Annotated in this window: 16 protein-coding genes; 12 read left to right on the forward strand and 4 right to left on the reverse strand. The window is 45.3% G+C overall.

Going from position 1 to position 17414, the window contains the following annotated elements; genetic code table 11:
• Positions 1-131: 131 nt before the first annotated feature.
• The 4 genes from K1X61_14230 to dnaG all read left to right on the forward strand — a co-directional run bounded on the left by K1X61_14230 (position 132) and on the right by dnaG (position 8154).
• Positions 132-2807, forward strand: a complete 2676-nt coding sequence (locus tag K1X61_14230; GenBank protein MBX7109805.1) for a valine--tRNA ligase — start codon at positions 132-134, stop codon at positions 2805-2807.
• Between the two features lie 209 nt (positions 2808-3016).
• Positions 3017-3433 carry a hypothetical protein gene (locus tag K1X61_14235; GenBank protein MBX7109806.1) on the forward strand — a complete coding sequence of 139 codons (417 nt, stop codon included), beginning with the start codon at positions 3017-3019 and terminating at the stop codon, positions 3431-3433.
• Positions 3434-3617: 184 nt separating this feature from the next.
• Positions 3618-5915, forward strand: a complete 2298-nt coding sequence (locus K1X61_14240; GenBank protein ID MBX7109807.1) for a TonB-dependent receptor — start codon at positions 3618-3620, stop codon at positions 5913-5915.
• A 307-nt stretch (positions 5916-6222) separates the two neighbouring features.
• On the forward strand, positions 6223-8154 hold the full coding sequence (gene dnaG, locus K1X61_14245; protein MBX7109808.1) for a DNA primase: 1932 nt from the start codon (positions 6223-6225) through the stop codon (positions 8152-8154).
• Positions 8155-8157: 3 nt separating this feature from the next.
• On the opposite strand, the gene K1X61_14250 is transcribed toward dnaG, so the two are convergent.
• Complete coding sequence (locus K1X61_14250; GenBank protein ID MBX7109809.1) at positions 8158-8796, reverse strand: 4'-phosphopantetheinyl transferase superfamily protein; 639 nt, start codon at positions 8794-8796, stop codon at positions 8158-8160.
• A 131-nt stretch (positions 8797-8927) separates the two neighbouring features.
• Here K1X61_14250 and K1X61_14255 point away from each other — a divergent pair, with 131 nt between their 5' ends.
• From K1X61_14255 to K1X61_14265, 3 genes are all read left to right on the forward strand, one after another.
• A complete protein-coding gene (locus K1X61_14255; GenBank protein MBX7109810.1) occupies positions 8928-9824 on the forward strand; it encodes a hypothetical protein in 897 nt (298 codons plus the stop codon).
• Positions 9825-9944: 120 nt separating this feature from the next.
• Complete coding sequence (gene dcd, locus K1X61_14260) at positions 9945-10481, forward strand: dCTP deaminase (protein MBX7109811.1); 537 nt, start codon at positions 9945-9947, stop codon at positions 10479-10481.
• Between the two features lie 42 nt (positions 10482-10523).
• Positions 10524-10994, forward strand: coding sequence for an LEA type 2 family protein (locus tag K1X61_14265; protein MBX7109812.1), 471 nt, complete (start codon positions 10524-10526; stop codon positions 10992-10994).
• A 32-nt stretch (positions 10995-11026) separates the two neighbouring features.
• On the opposite strand, the gene K1X61_14270 is transcribed toward K1X61_14265, so the two are convergent.
• Together K1X61_14270 and ubiE are read right to left on the reverse strand one after the other, a co-directional pair.
• Complete coding sequence (locus K1X61_14270; protein ID MBX7109813.1) at positions 11027-11686, reverse strand: PorT family protein; 660 nt, start codon at positions 11684-11686, stop codon at positions 11027-11029.
• 20 nt (positions 11687-11706) lie between these two features.
• The gene (gene ubiE, locus K1X61_14275) at positions 11707-12438 is read right to left on the reverse strand and encodes a bifunctional demethylmenaquinone methyltransferase/2-methoxy-6-polyprenyl-1,4-benzoquinol methylase UbiE (protein MBX7109814.1); all 732 of its coding nucleotides are present in this window, start codon (positions 12436-12438) and stop codon (positions 11707-11709) included.
• A gap of 87 nt (positions 12439-12525) precedes the next feature.
• On the opposite strand from ubiE, the gene yihA reads away from it, so the two are divergent.
• Positions 12526-13137 (forward strand): ribosome biogenesis GTP-binding protein YihA/YsxC, encoded by a 612-nt coding sequence (gene yihA / locus K1X61_14280; protein MBX7109815.1) that lies wholly within the window; start codon positions 12526-12528, stop codon positions 13135-13137.
• Positions 13138-13529: 392 nt separating this feature from the next.
• Here the strand turns inward: yihA and K1X61_14285 are convergent, their stop codons facing one another.
• Positions 13530-14000 carry a ribonuclease H-like YkuK family protein gene (locus tag K1X61_14285; GenBank protein MBX7109816.1) on the reverse strand — a complete coding sequence of 157 codons (471 nt, stop codon included), beginning with the start codon at positions 13998-14000 and terminating at the stop codon, positions 13530-13532.
• 139 nt (positions 14001-14139) lie between these two features.
• Between K1X61_14285 and K1X61_14290 the strand changes: the two genes are divergently transcribed.
• The 4 genes from K1X61_14290 to prmA all read left to right on the forward strand — a co-directional run bounded on the left by K1X61_14290 (position 14140) and on the right by prmA (position 17350).
• The gene (locus tag K1X61_14290; protein MBX7109817.1) at positions 14140-14391 is read left to right on the forward strand and encodes a type B 50S ribosomal protein L31; all 252 of its coding nucleotides are present in this window, start codon (positions 14140-14142) and stop codon (positions 14389-14391) included.
• Between the two features lie 56 nt (positions 14392-14447).
• Entirely contained in the window at positions 14448-15641 is a 1194-nt protein-coding gene (locus tag K1X61_14295; protein MBX7109818.1) for a GlmU family protein, read from the forward strand.
• A gap of 62 nt (positions 15642-15703) precedes the next feature.
• Positions 15704-16465 (forward strand): triose-phosphate isomerase, encoded by a 762-nt coding sequence (gene tpiA, locus K1X61_14300; GenBank protein MBX7109819.1) that lies wholly within the window; start codon positions 15704-15706, stop codon positions 16463-16465.
• Between the two features lie 54 nt (positions 16466-16519).
• A complete protein-coding gene (prmA, locus tag K1X61_14305; protein ID MBX7109820.1) occupies positions 16520-17350 on the forward strand; it encodes a 50S ribosomal protein L11 methyltransferase in 831 nt (276 codons plus the stop codon).
• Positions 17351-17414: the final 64 nt, after the last annotated feature.

Genomic DNA, 17414 nt, shown 5'->3' on the forward strand with positions numbered 1-17414 from the left:
GTGCATGCTGATTGAGTCCTGCTTATTATTACACTGCTGTTCTGCCGGTATAGGAATCTTCTTCCTGCCAGATTGCTTATCCTGCAATTACACCAAATACCTTTTATTTTTGCGACTCAAATATTGTGAAGATGGAATTGCCCAAAACTTTTGACCCGACAGGATTAGACGACAGGTGGTATCAGCAATGGATGGAACAGCGCCTTTTCGAGTCGAAACCGGATGACAGAGAACCATATACCATTGTTATTCCTCCGCCGAATGTTACCGGCGTGCTCCACATGGGTCATGCACTCAACAATACCATCCAGGATATATGCATTCGCCGTGCCCGCATGCAAGGGAAGAATGCCTGTTGGGTGCCGGGTACCGATCATGCCTCCATTTCCACGGAAGCGAAAGTAGTGGCCATGCTCCGCGAGAAAGGTATCGAAAAGCGCGACTTGTCCAGGGAAGAATTTCTGAAATATGCATGGGAATGGCGAGATAAATACGGTGGTATCATCCTTACGCAGATACGGAAACTGGGTTGTAGTTGCGACTGGAACAGGACGACATTTACCATGGATGATGACTACTACAAGGCTGTCATCCGTGTGTTCATCGACCTTTACAATAAAGGCCAAATCTATCGTGGCTATAAGATGATTAACTGGGATCCAAAGGCAAAAACTTCCTTGAGTGATGAAGAGGTGATCAAGCGGGAGGTGAAATCAAAATTATATTTCGTCCGTTATCAGTTGTCTGATGATCCCGCTGCATGGATTACCATTGCCACCGTACGTCCGGAAACTATTTTAGGCGACAGCGCTATCTGTGTGCATCCGGAAGACGTACGCTACAAAAATCTCGTAGGCCGTTATGCTTTGGTTCCGCTGATCGACCGGCGTATTCCAATCATTGCAGATGAATATGTGGAGCGGGAATTTGGAACAGGTGCCCTGAAGGTGACGCCTGCCCATGACATGAATGACTACAACCTTGGGCTGAAGCATCAGCTGGAAGTAATTGATACGCTCAATGAAGATGGCACGATGAGTAAAGCGGCACAGCTTTATGTCGGCCAGGATCGCTTTGAGTGCAGGAAAAATATTGTGAAAGATCTGGAGGTAGAAGGTCACCTGGTGAAAGTGGAAGACTACACCAACCAGGTTGGATTTTCTGAAAGAACAGATGTGGTGGTGGAACCGCGGCTCTCTATGCAATGGTGGTGCAGTATGCAAAGCATGGCTCAGCCAGCATTGGAAGCTGTAATGAATGACAGCATTAAATTCTATCCTTCGAAATTCAAAACAAACTACCGGCTCTGGATGGAAGGCATACGCGACTGGTGCATCAGCAGGCAGCTTTGGTGGGGACATCGCATTCCGGCATGGTACACACACGATGGCAGATTCGCGGTAGCGGAAACAGCAGCGGAAGCAGCGGAAATACTAAACAGGCAAGCAGCGGAGAATTCAGCAAAATCTTCCGGCAGCAGTGCAGTGGGTTCGGTCACTGCTCAGGAATTGCAGCAGGATGAAGATGTGCTTGATACCTGGTTTTCCAGCTGGTTGTGGCCATTTGAAGTGTTCAAAGGATTAAGCAATCCGGGTAATGCTGAAGTAAAATATTATTACCCTACACAAACACTGGTGACTGCTCCTGAAATCATCTTCTTCTGGGTGGCACGTATGATCATGAGCGGCTTTGAATACATGGAGGCCAAACCGTTTGACCAGGTGTATTTTACAGGTATTGTGCGCGATAAGCAGGGAAGAAAAATGTCGAAGTCGCTGGGTAATTCCCCTGACCTGCTGGCATTGATTGAAAAGTATGGCGCGGATGCGGTGCGTTTCGGCATCCTGATTTCATCACCTGCCGGCAATGATATTTTATTCGACGAAAAGCTGGTGGAGCAGGGCAGGAATTTCAACAATAAATTGTGGAACGTATTACGATTGGTGAAGGGATGGGAAGTAACCGGTGACCCTGAAGATAATCGGCAGATAAGTGCAGCGAATGCGTTTGCTGTTGCCTGGTTTGAAAACAGACTGAATGCCGTAACGCAGCAGATCGGCAGATTGTTTGACCAGTTCGATATCTCTCCGGCTTTGAAGGAAATCTATTCACTGATTTGGGACGATTTCTGTTCATGGTACCTCGAGATGATCAAACCTGAATTCGGTCAGCCCGCCGATGCTTATTCGTATAACAAAACCATTGGTTTCATTGAACGGCTAATGCAGTTACTGCATCCTTTCATGCCGTTTATTTCCGAAGAGGTTTTTCACCAGGTTAAAGAAAGAAGTGCCGGAGAATTCCTGGTGACTTCACAATTAAGGGAAGTGCCGGATGCTGATCCGCAAATCATTGCAGGCGGTGAAAAGGCTAAGGAAATCATCAGCGCCATAAGGGATATTCGCAACCGAAATGGATTGAAGCAAAAAGTTTTATTGTCACTTTTCATTTCCGGCAATATGAAGATGGAGGAAGGGATGAAGCAGGTTATTTCCAAACTCGCCGCACTTAATACGATTCAGAAAACCGATTACGACATTGAGCAGTCCTTCTCATTCCTGATCGGCTCGGATAAATACTTCCTGGAATCACCGGACGGCCTGGGCAGTGGCGAAGAAAAAGCGAGGCTTGAAAAAGACATCGAGTACCAGTTAGGTTTCCTGAACTCAGTGATGAAGAAACTCGAAAATCAAAACTTTGTTGCCAGAGCATCCGCAGACATTATTGAAAAAGAACGGAAAAAGGCAGAGGACGCAAGAGAGAAAATCAGGTTGATGGAAGAACGGTTGCGCAGTATAACAGGTTGACATCGTAAGCACCTGTTACCGGACTTTGATAATGTTTTCGCTTCAGCTGCCTGTTATGCCACACATTGCTGAAGACGATAATAGCTGGTCGCACCGTTTTTACGGAAACGGTTATACTCCGCCAACCCGCAGATCATCAACTTTCATTACGTTTGGCAAATCCATCGGCGATGCTGCTTCGTATATGAGGCTTCAATGCATACGATGCGATGATTCTTTCTACAAAATACCAGGCATACCGGCTCAAGGCTCAGCGCATCCTGCGGATCATCGGTCTCGTTATTGTTGGTGCTGTGAATGCCTTTGTATTGCTTACCAATGATTATCCTTCCGGGTCGGGTTATTTACAAGAGATGGCCGGCTTTGTAAACCATGCAACCCGCGACCATCACATAAATTCAACTCCTTTTTCTTTCCGGTTTATGGTGCACGCCGCAGATCTGCCGGTTATGGACACTGCTGCTTCACTGCCAGTCAACTCTTCAAATTTCCACTCGCTCTTACTATCGCTCGCTACAATTGTGAGCGCAATGCTATTGATATGTTTTTGTTTCTTCAGGGGTGAAGAAGATAGAAACACACAATTCTTTCCTGCTGTCTTCCTGCCGCCACCGGAAAATCTATAACCTCACGTACCAATAGGTCAGCACAAATTTTTTTCTTCAGCGATATCGTTATCCTGATGCTTGTGTACTGACATTTTTCCTCCATTTATCGCTCACCGCAATTCCATGTGACTGCTGCTGATTGCTTGTTGCAATCAGGTTAGCCGGACACAGGATTACTGCTAAACTTAAATTCATTTTCGCTATGAAACTGTTACCCGTTTACCTTTTTGCTTTGGTGCTGATAAACTTTCATAATGCAACAGCGCAAAGCATGCTGCTTGAAGGAACTGTCATTGACAACCTTACTAATAGTCCGGTAACCGGACTCACCGTTTCTATGGAGGAAGATCATCTCATTGCACTTACAGATACCAATGGATACTATTCATTCCGGAATATTTCCGCCAAGATGTACACGGTCACATTCAGTAAACAGGATTATGTTACAAAAGAGATGCATATCACCGTTTCTCCCGCAGGAACCACGGTATTAAATATTTCAATTTCACCGGCCGTTATCAGCCTGCCTGATCTTGTGGTCAGGGGTGATGTGCCGGTTACGGCCGCATCGTCACAGGTATTGAACGTTATTGATTTTCACCTCCGCCCTAAAAATTCTGCGCAGGACATGCTTCGGCTCGTGCCCGGCTTATTCATCGCCCAGCATGCCGGTGGAGGAAAAGCAGAACAGATTTTTGTGCGCGGCTTCGACTGTGATCACGGAACAGATGTGGCAGCATTTGTTGATGGTATTCCGGTTAATATGCCTTCGCATGGCCATGGCCAGGGTTATGCAGATCTTCATTTCCTGATTCCGGAAACGGTGCAGCGAATGGATATCGCCAAGGGACCGTACTTCGCGCAAAACGGCGATTTTTCCACCGGTGCAACGGTTAGGTTCCGTACGCTCGATCAACTTGATGAGAACTCATTCAGCACAGATTTTACCTCAGCACCAACACAGCGCGGATTCAGCGGCAGCCATGCCCTGCTGATGTTGCAGCTTCCGTTACAATCAGCTGTTGTGAACTCATACATAGCCGGCGATTTCGTTTTCAACCCGTCTTATTTCGATGCAACCCAAAATTTTCACCGCTTTACCCTGTTCAATAAAAATACATTCAGGTTAAGTGAAAACACCACCGCTATGCTTTCCTATAATGGCTTCAGTTCAACATGGAATGCATCAGGCCAGGTACCGGGGCGTGCAATAGAAAGCGGCTTGATCAATCGTTTTGGTGCTATTGATTCAATGGAAGGCGGACTGACTTCGAGAACCAACCTTAATTTTGAAATAAATTCAAAAATTGGTAACAACAATTTTCAGTCGCAGATTTATTATGCTGATTACCACTTCAAACTGTTTTCCAACTTCACCTTCTTTCTCAACGATCCTGTGCATGGAGACATGATTGAACAGGATGATGACCGTACCATTGGCGGATACAATGGTGCATTCTCTATACCGGGCCAACTCGGCACAATGCCGGTGAAGACTACGCTTGGACTTGGTTTGCGGGCTGATCAGACGCATGTGATGCTTTGGCATTCACCGGCAAGAGAAAGGCTTTCAGTCACTGCCGATGCCATGATCATGGAACAAAGTATGAATGGCTGGATTAAAGAGGAATTCAGCTTAACGCCGCAGCTTAAAGCGCAATTGGGTTTGCGGTTTGACTATTTCACGTTTGATGTAAATGACCTTATTACAGCTGATTCCAGCCATCATAATATTTCAGGGTTTAACTATCAGACCTTGGCCCAGCCTAAACTGAATTTGGTGTATTCACCTTCCAATAATATTCACCTGTTTTTGAATACCGGAATCGGGTTTCATTCCAACGATGCACGGGCCGTAGTACAGGATTCGTTAAATCACCGTCTTCCATTGGCTGCCGGTGGTGAAGTGGGAACGCAGGTTCGCGTAGGATCGGTGATATTTTCTGTGGCGCTGTGGACCTTGCAACTTGAAAATGAGCTCGTGTATGTAGGTGATGAGGGAACAACGGAAGATAACGGACCAAGCAGTCGCATGGGAGTTGATTTCTCGGCCCGTTACCAGGTGTTGAAATGGTTGTTCGCCGATATGGATGTGAATTATGCCAAAGGTTTTTTACTCAGCAACTTTTTTGGAGATAAATTGATCGAAGATAATGTTATACCGCTCGCTCCGAGGGTCACTTCAACCGGCGGTCTAACCGTGGTTCAACAGCGGGGATGGGAAGGATCACTGCGCTATCGCTTCATGAGTGACCGGCCGGCCAATGAATCCAACACGGTAAAAGCAAAAGGATACTTTGTGATGGATGCTGCAGTAGCCTATCGTTGGGAGCATGTCCGCATTGGAATGAATGTTGAAAATCTTACGAATGCCGCTTGGAACGAGGCTCAGTTTGATACCGAATCACGTTTGTTTGATGAGCCTTCACCCGTGTCAGAACTGCATTTCACACCCGGAACACCGGTTGCCGTAAAAGGAAGCGTGTCATACATTTTTTGACGGTGGAATGCTGCATGCCGGGGTGCTTTTCCGGGCGTTCGAAGGTTAATTGAATAATGGTCGGATTGTTTAATGGTTAATTAGCTGACCGTTAGGTTGCTGTTGAGTAATTATTGTTATGGCTGATGATTGGGCTTTTTAGCCATGGTCCGTTTATGCATCCGCCGGAAGTTTATACTGTGCTGATACGCTGAATGTGGAATAAGCAAAGCCGCCTTATGCCACAATAAAACAAGCTGGCGGGCTATCAATGCAACCTTTAATTCCGTTACCTTCGAACTCCCAAACCCGGCCTGCCGGTACAAGCATGATCACCGCCCATAGCAAAGATGAGATTATAGCTGCCGCCCGTATCGAGGAAGTGGTGGGCGATTTCGTGAACCTGAAAAAACGGGGAACAAATTTCGTCGGCTTGTGTCCTTTCCATACGGAAAAGACGCCCTCGTTTCATGTTTCGCCCTCAAAAGGCATCTTTAAATGTTTTGGTTGCGGTAAAGGAGGTGACTCTGTGACGTTTATCATGGAGCATGAAAAGTTTACGTATCCGGAATCACTTCGCTACCTCGCGCAGAAATATAATCTCGTGGTAGAGGAAACCGGTGACCTGCAAAAGGAACAGGGAGACAAGATGGTGAAAGACTCTTTATTCATCATCAATCAGTTTGCACAGCAGTATTTTAATGATAATTTATTGAAGACCGCGGAAGGCCGGAATATCGGCCTGGCTTATTTTAAGGAAAGAGGATTCACCGATGAAATGCAGAAGAAGTTTATGCTGGGCTACGCGCTGTCTGATGCCGGGGCCTTTACCAAAACAGCAGTGAAAAGCGGCTATCAGCTGCATTTGCTGGAACAGGCCGGGCTTGTCAAGGAGAAAGGTGAAAAGAAAGTGGATTTTTTTCATCATCGCGTGATATTTCCGATCCTCAACTTATCAGGCAAGGTGGTGGCATTTGCAGGCCGCATGATGGTGAAGGACGACCGCGCTCCCAAGTATATTAATTCACCGGAAACGGAAATCTATCACAAGAGTCAGTTGGTATATGGCATTTATCAGGCACGTACCGCCATTCGCAAAGAGGATGAGTGTTTCCTGACGGAAGGGTATACGGACGTGATTTCCATGCACCAGGCAGGAATTGAAAATGTGGTTGCTTCGTCAGGTACTTCCCTCACGCCCGAGCAAATCAAGCTCATCAGGCGGTTTACTGCTAACATCACAATTTTATATGATGGTGATCAGGCAGGCATTAAGGCCGCCTTGCGCGGACTGGAACTGATGGCAGGAGAGGACGTGAATGTACGGGTCGTACTGCTGCCTGATGGTGAAGATCCTGATTCTTTCCTGCATAAAAACGGAAGCACAGCATTCAGAGATTACGTTGCCGCTAACAAAAAACATTTCCTGCAGTTTAAAACGGAGTTGTTGCTGGCAGGAACAGGAAATGATCCGCTGAAAAAAGCCGGCGTGATTAAGGACATCGTTGAAACCCTCGCCCGGATACCTGATCCGATCAAGCGATCGGTGCTGATTAAAGAATGCAGCAGGGAACTGGAGGTAGGCGAACAGGTGCTTATCACGGAAGTAAACAAGGTGAAACGGCGCCAGCTGAAAAAGGAAACCGGTGCGCCTGATTTCGAAGCGGATGCATTATACCAGGATCAGTCACCGGCCGAAGATCATTCGCAGCAACAACAGGATCAGCAGGCGAAGGATTTCTACCAGGAGATGGGAATCTTGCGGCTGTTACTGGAATATGGCGAAGAAATGCTCGATGACGGTCAGAAAGTGGTGGATGTGGTGCTGGATGAGTTGAAGGAAGCACCCTTGTATAATCATGATTTTCAACTGATGATTCATGAGATGGAAGAGATGTCGAAAAAAGGCGGTAAAGTGGACCATCATATTTTCATCAACCACGATGAAAAGAAATTCCGTGACCTGGCCATCGAGATCATTTCATTTCCATATAACCTGAGTGAAAACTGGGAGAAGCGCCATGAAATATTCGTTAATACACCGCAAAAGAATTTTAAAAAACATGTCATCAGCACCCTGCATCATTTTAAGCTGCATAAGCTGATGAATATGAAGTTGGAGAATCAGGCGCAACTGAAAGCCGTGAAAGGGAATGAAGAAGATGAAAATCATTACATGATTATAAATATTAAGCTGGATGAATGGATCCGGCAACTGGGCAAGTCGCTCGGCACGGTGACGGTAACTTACTTCAAGTAAGCACTATTGAATTACATAGGCTGTCATATAATTTCCCAGCATTTCATATTGAACATTCAGCTCAGCGTAGTAGCTTTCTTTCACAATTCTTCCATGTATTGTTCCCGCTCCGGTGAAGTCAAAAGGTGCAGTCATCAGGTGCTGCCGGAAATCCAGTTTCTTTTCACCATATAATTTATACATCGCTTCCTTTGCACACCAGATAGCATAAAGTTGCCCGATCCTGTTGTCAATGTTCACCCACTTTAGCTCCTCTTCATTCACAAACTTATGCTGAATGCGGAGCACCTTTGGATCTGTCTTCTCAATGTCAATGCCTACTTTATATTTTTTGCTGAGCAGCAACGCAGAGAGATCGGCGGAATGCGAGATGGAAATTTCGACGGGGAAATTTCTGACAACCGGTTTGCCATACGTATCATTTTCGAGCTGAATAAACGCATCGGTTTGCAGCAGCGACCGCAACAAAACCCTGCTCGACAACCAATGAAGTTTGCGTTGCGGATGACGGATGGAAGCGATCATTTCGTTTTCCTGGTCGTTGAGTTGCAACTGCGAGCGGAACCATTCAGCTGTTTCATCAATGCGCCAGATGCCGATAAGTGTCTCCTCCGCAATTTCTTTTTTAAAGATCAGCGCCATAGCTGTAAAAATAACCTTTCGCTGTTATTGGTAAGGTACCGGATCACCGGATCTGCTCTTTATTCGGTTTCTCTTTTTTACCGGATCAATAGCGAGGCTGAAGCTATATTTGCCGTCTAATCAGGATTATTTTGGAAGTAGCTCAGGTCGCCAGGTTCAACTTACATAAAGGTGCAGTGTATGCACTTTCGCATGGAGCGGATAGCTCCACTTTCCTTTCCGCCGGCAGCGAAGGAATAGTGCTGGCTACCCGACTCAATGATCCTGCACAAGCCACAGTACTGGCCCGTGTCAGCAGCCAGGTTTTTGCACTCTTACTGATACCTGAAAAAAACTTACTGCTCATCGGCACCATGGCAGGCGGATTCCACGTGTTCGACCTTTTACAGAAACGCGAAATCCACCACATCACTTATCATGCGCAATCTGTCTTCGATATTAAACTGCTGAATGATCTTGTACTTGTTGCTTCGAAAGATGGAAGCTTATCAGTTTGGTCAGCCGATAATTTTTCATTGCAATGCGTACTCAACATCAGCAGTATGAGCCTTCGGATGATCGATATAAATAAACAGGAAAATGAAATAGCGGTGGCTTGCAGCGATAACAGGATTTATATCATTGACGCACTGCGATGGGAGGTGAAGGAAGTGCTTGCCGGTCCGGCCAATTCTGTTTTCTGCGTTTCATTTATTCCACAAAGCCGGATGCTCCTGGCCGGCTCACGGGATGCACAGTTGTATGGTTATGATCTTCAGCAACATTTACTCATCCGGCAAATCAAAGCTCATCTGTATACCATCAATCATTTGCAGCCTGTTGCAAACGGCCAGTTCATGGCCTCGGCTTCACGCGATAAGACCATCCGCATCTGGGACAGTGCTTCACTTGAATTAGTAAAATCACTCGACCAACTGAAGAATAATGGCCACACAAGATCTGTAAACAAGTTGTTGTGGATGCCTGAAGAGCAGGTTTTCCTCTCCGCAGGCGACGACAGCACAACTATTGCATGGAGCATACACTGATCACCGGGACAACCGTGGTGATGTGCGATATACCAGCAGTTCGGGGTTTTGCTTTTTCACCAATCGACAGCGGCAACTTTCGTCTACAAACTTTATTTTCGCACTCCACAAAATGAAACCATGATATTATCAGACCGCCAGATTCTTGCAGAAATTGAGAAAGGAACCATTTTGATTGAGCCTTTCAAACCCGAAGGGCTTGGTTCCAACAGTTATGATGTTCATCTCGGAAAATACATTGCCACCTATAAAGACCGTATTCTCGATGCGCGAAAACATAACATGATTGATGTGATCACGATCCCCGACGATGGCTTTATTTTGTATCCCGACATGCTTTATTTAGGCGTAACGGAAGAATACACCGAAACCCATGCGCATGTGCCTTTCCTCGAAGGTAAATCAAGTGTTGGCCGGTTGGGAATTGATATCCATGCAACGGCCGGCAAAGGCGACGTCGGTTATTGCAACACGTGGACGCTGGAGATCTCCGTGAAGCAACCGGTGCGTATCTATCCGGGAATGCCCATCGGGCAACTGATTTATTTTACGGTGGAAGGCGTAGTGAAGAACACATATAACAAGAAGGACAATGCCAAATACAGCAAGCGTACATTGAAGCCGTTAGAGAGCATGATGTGGAAGAATAAATGGTGAACGGTTTTCTTCGGAAGTATTCAATACAATAGTATATCGCCTATGCAATACAGGAAGTTATTACTTTTTATTCCTTTCTCGCTGCTTTTTTCCTGTGCCCCGCTTAAACCATTGCAGTACCGGTCACTCAACAATTTCAGTTTTACGGCTGCAGGCAACACGCCGCAAATAACATTTGACCTGAACCTGTATAACCCGAATTCATTGGGTGCGAAACTGAAGGATTTTAATGTGGACATTGAGATGAATGGTATAAAACTGGCCAGTGCTCAACTGGCTGATGTATCCTATGCAAAGGCGCAAGCGGAGTTTGCGATTCCGATAAATATCAATACAACGGCCGAACAGTTAGCACAGTTGCTTCCTGCCGGCCTTAAGATGTTTACTTCCGGCGATGGTATTCCTGTTCACCTGCAGGGAAATCTTACCGTTAAGAAATTCATACTGCGCAAAACCTTTCCGTTTGATGTGCAGGAAAAAGTTGATTTAAGCAAAATCAGGCTTGGGAAATAGTCTGCCGGTTGCGGTATTATTATTTGTGCGGCTCAGCCTTCAAAATGCAACGTAAACATGATAGAGCGTGCCTGCAGTTTTTCCAGCACCCGCGAAAATACAAGATTGTCGTCCGGTTTCAGGATATTGAACAGGCCATAAGATACTTTTATCTCCGGTGAAATGATGACCAGTGGTAAGTGAAATTCCATGCCCATTCCATACTCCAGGGCAATATCATTCCTGTAAACCTTAATGAGATTTTCCGCGAGGCGGGCTGTAGCATTCGACTGCATATCAATGCTGTATTTAAATCCGCCCAGCACATACATTCTGAAATCTTTATACGGCCTTGAACGGTATTTCAGATGAACCGGGAATTCGAGGTAAACGGATTCAATTTTTTTAAGTGGAATCGTATCGGTGGTGCTGAGGCTGTATTGAATGGTCCTGTCGGCAAAGGCAAGATCAGGAATAAACCGCAGTTCAAATGATTTGGATAAATGCAGATCGGAGAGTATGCCTAATGCAAATCCGGGATTATTATTCGTATGCACTTCTAAAATCTCATTCTGATAGATGTAGTTGGAATCAAGCGTTATTTTGTAATTGGAACTGTTCAGGCTCAGTGAGATGCCGAAGTGAAACAGCCGCCTGTCGTAGCGCTGATCATCTGTATAGATATTGACCTGCGCAAAGCTGCGTTGGCACAAAACAACTGACAGGAATATGATCAGTGTTTTATACCTGTGTAGATAGAGCTGATGCCGAAGGTGAGAGGTGTGCATTGCGCTGATTCGAATCCGTTTTTTTGCAATAAGTCTGTGAAATCTTTTCCGTCAGGAAAAACCGCTACGGAACGGTGAAGATAGGTGTATGCCATTTTATCATGCGTAATCCATTCCCCAAGCATAGGGCAGATGTAAGTGAAATAAAAATGGAACATTTGCCTGAATGGTGTAATACGCGGTTTTGAAAACTCCAGCACCACCAGCATTCCGTCTTTTTTCAATACCCTGTGCAACTCCTTTAATCCCTTTTCGAGGTCTTCAAAGTTCCTGACACCAAAAGCAACGGTAATAGCATCGAACTTATTATCCGTAAATGGAAGATTCTCTGCATCTGCCTGTTGCAGGCTGATCAGTGTATCCAGCTTTTTCTCTTTCAGTTTCAGTTGTCCGACGTGGAGCATTTCAGCGGAAATGTCAATGCCGGTTATCTTGTCCGGCTTCAGCGCCGCCAACTGAATGGCCACATCAGCAGTGCCGGTGGCAACATCGAGGATACGCTTTGGCTGCCGTTTGTACAGCATCTTCAGCATTCGTTTTCTCCATATCGTATCAATACCGAAGGAAAGCAGCCTGTTCATGAGATCATAGCGGAAGGCAATCCTGTCGAACATCAGGGAAACCTGCTCCTTTTTTGGGAGATTCAGCTTTTCATAGGGTACAACTTCCTCTTTCATGCATGGCAAAGTTAATCAAAGAGCAACATTGCAGGTTTTCTTTCTGTTTCTTTGCACTCTAAGTTTACCTCTTATCTGTAAGGCAGTATGATAATTCAGTCAGCAACTTTTATCGGAAGTTTTGTTTCTGAAAAAGCTTGTCCGAAAACCGGATTGCCGGAATTTGCTTTTATCGGAAGATCCAATGTGGGGAAATCGTCACTGATCAATATGCTGGTAAACAGGAAGGACCTGGTGAAGGTTTCCCGTGCTCCGGGTAAAACACAGACATTGAATTTTTTCCTGATCAACCAGCTTTTTTATTTCGTTGATCTTCCGGGTTATGGCTATGCCAGGGTTGCACGGAGTATGCGGTATCAATGGAGCGATATGATACGCCGTTATTTACAACATCGGAAAACGTTGCGGTGTGTTTTTGTCCTGGTGGATGCGCGCCTGAAACCGCAGCAGTCTGACCTTGATTTTGTAAATGACCTTGGTGCTTCCCGTATTCCGTTTGCATTGATTTTTACCAAATCAGACAAAACCGGTAAATCCGCAGTCATGCAAAATGTGAAATTGTTTCATGAAGCCATGCAACCAAAATGGTCTCCTATGTCGCCGGCCTTCATCTCTTCCGTTATCACAAAAGCCGGAAAGGAAGCTTTGTTGAAATTTATTGGTGAACATGTGTATCAGGTGCAATCAGGCAGCAATTGATTTTACAGATTCAGTGAGAATAATTTGGATTTTGTTCATTTGGTGTTGTATATTTAAGGTAACAAAACGCATCGAAACGAATCAATGACTAACTGACAATAATCACGATATGGGTGCTTTCACACACCCAGGGTTTTGTTCAACGTTGCAAAACCCCTCATGAAACAGGCGACCAGGGAAATTTCCCCGTCGCCTGTTTCTTTTTAGAAGCTATCTCAAATTACCTGGCGTCATCCAGTCCCGATTGATTGGGATCAGAATCTCCTCAATTCATATACAGATGCCAAAGTCAATCAGGCAGGACTGCATAGATTGCATGTTTTGAGATAGCTTCCAGCAGTAAAACAGAATGAAATTATATGGTTGTCTGTAAGATTAATCGGGCAATCAGCTTACACAACTTTATTCGCACAGCTTGAACTGGCAAATGCTTCCGGCTTGGCCTTAAAGGCGAAGCCCATTCCAAGAATATAGCCCATCGCTTCTTTCAGTGCGGTATTGGATTGAAAATGCGGATTGGTGTTGATATCTGCATGCACTTCGAGGTCTACTTCGTAGGCATCCAGCAAGTCGCAAAGGCTGTAGGCAATCTGTACCGACCTCGAGACTTCATCGAGCATTCTTTCTTTGATTGATAACTTATGGGTGGTTTTTTCATTATTAATGAACATAAACCCGCCCTTTTTTTCACGCAGGAAAACGATCACTGTTGCGAATTCGGTTACATCGCCTCGTACCTGTGAGTCGGTTCCGATGCATACTTTCAGTTTGTTTCCCTGCATGCTTTCGTGCCGGATCGCTTGTTCAACGGCTTTTTTGATGGGCAAGCCGATTTTTTCACCATTGAATTTTCGCCATTGCATAAGTGAAGTGTTTGATTCAAAAGTATGGTATTCGCGTGAAAATGAACTGCTTATAAACTAACATGGAGCATCTGGCCTGATTTGGCAATCTCATTTGTTTTTGTATATCTTTGTGCTCCCAAAAAAATTTGTTCATCAGATGAAAAAAGGCATTCACCCGGAGAATTACCGGTTTGTGGTTTTCAAAGACATGTCAAACGGCACCGCTTTTATCTCCAGATCTTCAGCAGCTTCCAAAGAAACAATTACCATGGAAGACGGTAAAGAGTACCCATTGATAAAGCTTGAAATTTCGAATACATCGCATCCTTACTATACCGGTAAAATGAAATTCATTGATACCGCCGGCCGCATTGATAAGTTCAAAAAGAAATATGCAAAGAAGAGTTAATAATTTTTGCATCAAGAAAAGAGCCCTGCAGTAGTAGGGCTTTTTAATTTCAGCCGATGCCGGAAAAAAACTACATACTTTTTGATGATGCTTGCAGGGATCATCTCCTGCCTTTTACCTTCACCCGGCCGGTGGCTGAGATCCGCGTAGGTATTTTCACTATCGCTGAGAAATGGAAACAGTCATTCAATGCACAAACAGGCTATGTTACCGCGGATTACCTGTCCAAAAAATATCCGCATAAAAAGCAAGCCGTTAACTGGCTGATTAACGGATCTGTTTTGCCTGATCCACGTCTGGTAGCGCAGGTAGTCACGCTGCAGCTGAATGAGGCGATTGTGGAAAATGATTTACTTATCGCCTGTTGTGTTGCCGGTTTCGAAGTGGTAAATGGCCGGCTGCAGGAAGCGGAAATTATCCGCCGGTGCAGGCAGATACCACCTGCCACCCCAACACGCTCTGTGCGCAAACTGACGGATATCTTTACCCGCAACGGCGACGCACTGAAAGACGATTACAAACTGGTCACGCATAAGCGTCGTTCGGCCACGATTTTTGAATCAAACCGCGTTATCAACAGGCATGATATTTTTATTGAAGCAGGGGCCGTGGTGGAGTTTGCCTATCTCAATGCATCTAACGGACCGATTTATATCGGAAAGAATGCGGAAATCATGGAAGGTGCCATGATCCGCGGGCCATTTGCATTGGGAGAAGGAAGCATCGTGAAAATGGGCAGTAAAATTTATTACCCGACCACTATCGGGCCGTATTGCAAAGTGGGAGGGGAATTAAATAATGTGGTGATGTTTGGAAATTCCAATAAAGCACATGATGGTTACCTGGGCAATGCCGTAATAGGCGAATGGTGCAACCTCGGCGCCGACACCAATAATTCCAACCTGAAAAATGATTACAGCAATGTGAAGCTATGGAACTATCCAGCCAAGAAATTTGAAGATACCGGTTTGCAGTTTTGCGGGCTGATGATGGCCGATCATGCCAAGTGCGGCATTAATACCATGTTTAATACCGGAACAGTAGTGGGCGTTTTCGCTAATATTTTCGGAGATGGATTCCCCAGGAATTTTATCCCGTCATTTAGCTGGGGAGGTGCAGCAGGATTTGCCGATTATAAAGTGGAAAAGGCCTTGAAGGTAGCTGATCTTGTTATGAAAAGGAGAGGACAGGAACTCAGCAGCGTAGATGTAGAGATACTCCGGCATATTTATGCCTTACCGGATCGCTGATACGTTACAGGCGATTACTCGTAAAAAATCACAATCATACTTTTAAAAAACAGTCATCATACATGAGAAGAAATATTATCGCCGGAAACTGGAAGATGAACAAAACACCTTTGGAAGGCGCCCAACTGGTGGAAGAAACAATGGCCCTGTTATCATCAGTAGATACAGGAACTACGTTAGTTGTCTTTTGTCCTCCTTTCACAGCCATCGAACGCATCGCCGGACTCGTGAAGGGCAGGAACAATATTTTCGTAGCTGCGCAGAATTGTCATTGGGAAAAGTCAGGTGCATACACCGGTGAAATTTCAGCTTCCATGGCCAAGGCAGCTGGTGCATCATATGTGATTCTCGGCCATTCGGAAAGAAGACTGTATTTTCAGGAAACAAATAGTCAGCTGGCAAAAAAGGTTGATGCCGTTATAGGTGAAGGCATGAAGGTTATTTACTGTTGTGGTGAGCCGCTGGAAATAAGGGAAGCTAACGGACATTTTGAATTGGTGGAAAATCAGGTGAGGGAAGGATTGTTTCATCTCTCCGGTGCTGCCTTTGCAGATGTTGTGATTGCCTATGAACCTGTATGGGCAATTGGAACCGGCAAAGTTGCCAGCGACGAACAGGCGCAGGAGATGCATGCTTTTATTCGAAGCCTTGTTACAAAGCAATATGGTCATGAGGTGGCCCAAAACCTCACCATTCAATACGGTGGCAGCATGAAGCCGTCAAATGCAAAGGGATTGATGTCACAACCTGATGTAGATGGTGGACTGATAGGTGGCGCCTCACTCGTAGCCGCAGATTTCGTTGGTATTATAAAAAGCGTGTAATGCCTGTCGGCACAGAATAGGCCATGTGCCGCTAAGCTCAACATTGGCAGCGATATGCATTACCTTTCATTTACTTTTCATATCACTGAAGAATGGCAGCAGGATTTGCTGATTGCTGATCTGGATGCAATTGGCTTTCAGGGCTATGAACAGAAAGTAGACGAACTCGTTGCTTTTATTCCGGCTGACAAATTTGATGAATCCATTTTTCAGTCAACTATTGCTCCGTTGACAGCGTCATATGGCGTCGGCTATGAAAGTGCAGTTATTGCAGAAAGAAACTGGAATGAAGAATGGGAAAGGGGATTTCAGCCAATTCTCATTGAGAAAGAGATTGCAGTACGGGCCTCCTTTCATGCTGCATTTCCGGAAGTGAAACATGATATCATTATTGATCCACGCATGTCATTCGGTACCGGTCACCATGCAACGACGGAAATGATGATGCGACTTATGCTGCGAGAAGCATTTGAAGGCAGAGTGGTACTTGACTTTGGAAGCGGGACCGGCATTTTATCAGTGCTTGCTTCAAAACTGCATGCTGCTTCAGTATTGGCAGTAGATCATGAAAAGTGGGCCTACCATAATGCAATTGATAATTTCCGTGCAAACAATGTACACAATGCTACGCCGGTACTGGGTGATGCTGATGCCTTCAGTCAAAAGCAATTTCAAATCATACTGGCCAATATCAACCGTTCCATCATTCTTGCAACAATGCCTCAGTTTGCAGCATCTTTGGACGTGCAGGGCAAGCTGCTGATCAGCGGTTTTTTGAAAGCAGATGAATCAGCCCTACTGCAGGCTGCCGATAATGAAGGTTTCGCAATAACGGATCAGTTAACGCAAGACGATTGGATGGCCATGACTTTGTTAAGAAATTGATACACTTGTCTGGCGGGTGTGGATACTATATGCTGCAGCACCGGCAGCTGGAAATTTTTATTAT

This window comes from Chitinophagales bacterium, assembly GCA_019694975.1.
Lineage (GTDB): Bacteria > Bacteroidota > Bacteroidia > Chitinophagales > UBA10324 > JACCZZ01.

Bases quoted from the DNA above. Each gene is read 5' to 3' on its own strand.
- K1X61_14230 (MBX7109805.1), top strand. From the start codon at position 132: ATGGAATTGCCCAAAACTTTTGACCCGACAGGATTAGACGACAGGTGG.
- K1X61_14235 (MBX7109806.1), top strand. From the start codon at position 3,017: ATGATTCTTTCTACAAAATACCAGGCATACCGGCTCAAGGCTCAGCGC.
- K1X61_14240 (MBX7109807.1), top strand. From the start codon at position 3,618: ATGAAACTGTTACCCGTTTACCTTTTTGCTTTGGTGCTGATAAACTTT.
- dnaG (MBX7109808.1), top strand. From the start codon at position 6,223: ATGATCACCGCCCATAGCAAAGATGAGATTATAGCTGCCGCCCGTATC.
- K1X61_14250 (MBX7109809.1), bottom strand. From the start codon at position 8,796: ATGGCGCTGATCTTTAAAAAAGAAATTGCGGAGGAGACACTTATCGGC.
- dcd (MBX7109811.1), top strand. From the start codon at position 9,945: ATGATATTATCAGACCGCCAGATTCTTGCAGAAATTGAGAAAGGAACC.
- K1X61_14265 (MBX7109812.1), top strand. From the start codon at position 10,524: ATGCAATACAGGAAGTTATTACTTTTTATTCCTTTCTCGCTGCTTTTT.
- ubiE (MBX7109814.1), bottom strand. From the start codon at position 12,438: ATGAAAGAGGAAGTTGTACCCTATGAAAAGCTGAATCTCCCAAAAAAG.
- yihA (MBX7109815.1), top strand. From the start codon at position 12,526: ATGATAATTCAGTCAGCAACTTTTATCGGAAGTTTTGTTTCTGAAAAA.
- K1X61_14285 (MBX7109816.1), bottom strand. From the start codon at position 14,000: ATGCAATGGCGAAAATTCAATGGTGAAAAAATCGGCTTGCCCATCAAA.
- K1X61_14290 (MBX7109817.1), top strand. From the start codon at position 14,140: ATGAAAAAAGGCATTCACCCGGAGAATTACCGGTTTGTGGTTTTCAAA.
- K1X61_14295 (MBX7109818.1), top strand. From the start codon at position 14,448: ATGCCGGAAAAAAACTACATACTTTTTGATGATGCTTGCAGGGATCAT.
- tpiA (MBX7109819.1), top strand. From the start codon at position 15,704: ATGAGAAGAAATATTATCGCCGGAAACTGGAAGATGAACAAAACACCT.
- prmA (MBX7109820.1), top strand. From the start codon at position 16,520: ATGCATTACCTTTCATTTACTTTTCATATCACTGAAGAATGGCAGCAG.